Genomic DNA, 953 nt, shown 5'->3' on the forward strand with positions numbered 1-953 from the left:
ACCCTGGGGCTCGCGGCGACGCCGTATTTGGGATCCACGCCGCCGCGGACGTTCTGAGAGCAGTTCGCGGCAGTCAATGCGATGAGCGTAACGCCCGCCAGCCTGCAGAATGTCGAGGACGCGGCATAGCCAACCGCTGCCGCAAGGCCGTTCTTTGAATCGGCGCGATCGTCAATCATGCTGTCCCGCATCCCCCTATTTCGTCCGGTCCGGACGCCCGCCGTTAAGCGATGATCCGAGTCAGACAGCGTGCAGGTTGCCTTATGGAGGTGAAAGAGAGCTTAAAATGGCCGCGCTTGTCAATGCCTAAGCTTCAGGATCGAACAGAAAAGTAAATCTTCCGTTTCGGAGGCAATTGGGTTTCGAAATGGTGGCTAAACAGTCGTTCCCATCGCTCCGATTCTCATTCATCAATTGTTCAGCACGCCCTCGGGAGCCATGAAATCGGTGTAAATTCCTGAGATTCCGGGAACGATTTTCATCGCGCTGGCCAACGCATCGCTACGGTTCACCGTATGGATGAACAGCGGACATGTCGTCCCGAGATAGGCCGGAAACCCGTCCTTCTTTTTCGGCCCGACGATCCAATCGATGGGAAACGTGATCGCGATCCCCGGTTCGGCGCAGGCGGCGCTCACGTCACGGAATTCGCGCAGCTTGTATAGGGTAAAGATCACCCGCTCGAACCCGGAGGCTTTGAATAGCTGGGCCTCGTCATAGGAATAGGCCTGCGGGACAATCCGCTGTTTCCCGACTCCGTAGGTATCCGACAGAATTTTTGTCGCTTCGAAGAAGATTCCAGACGCGTTCTTCTCTTTGGTATCGAGAACCAGCACGGAATCTTTGTGTGCGCCGAGGAATTGACCGAGACTGTCAATATCGCAGTTCTGCAATTCCATCAGTCTGACGCCCTTATTCTGCTTTTGCTTGAACTCTTCGAATGTCAGGAACCC

At 55.2% G+C, this 953-nt stretch carries 1 protein-coding gene; it reads right to left on the reverse strand.

Annotation, left to right across the window (positions count from 1 at the left end; genetic code table 11):
• Positions 1 to 410: 410 nt before the first annotated feature.
• Positions 411 to 953, reverse strand: a 543-nt coding sequence (locus AC1DT3_RS22670; protein ID WP_477467419.1) for a PI-PLC domain-containing protein, incomplete at its 5' end; no start/stop codon positions are given.

Source organism: Microvirga sp. P4_G7, assembly GCF_056401005.1.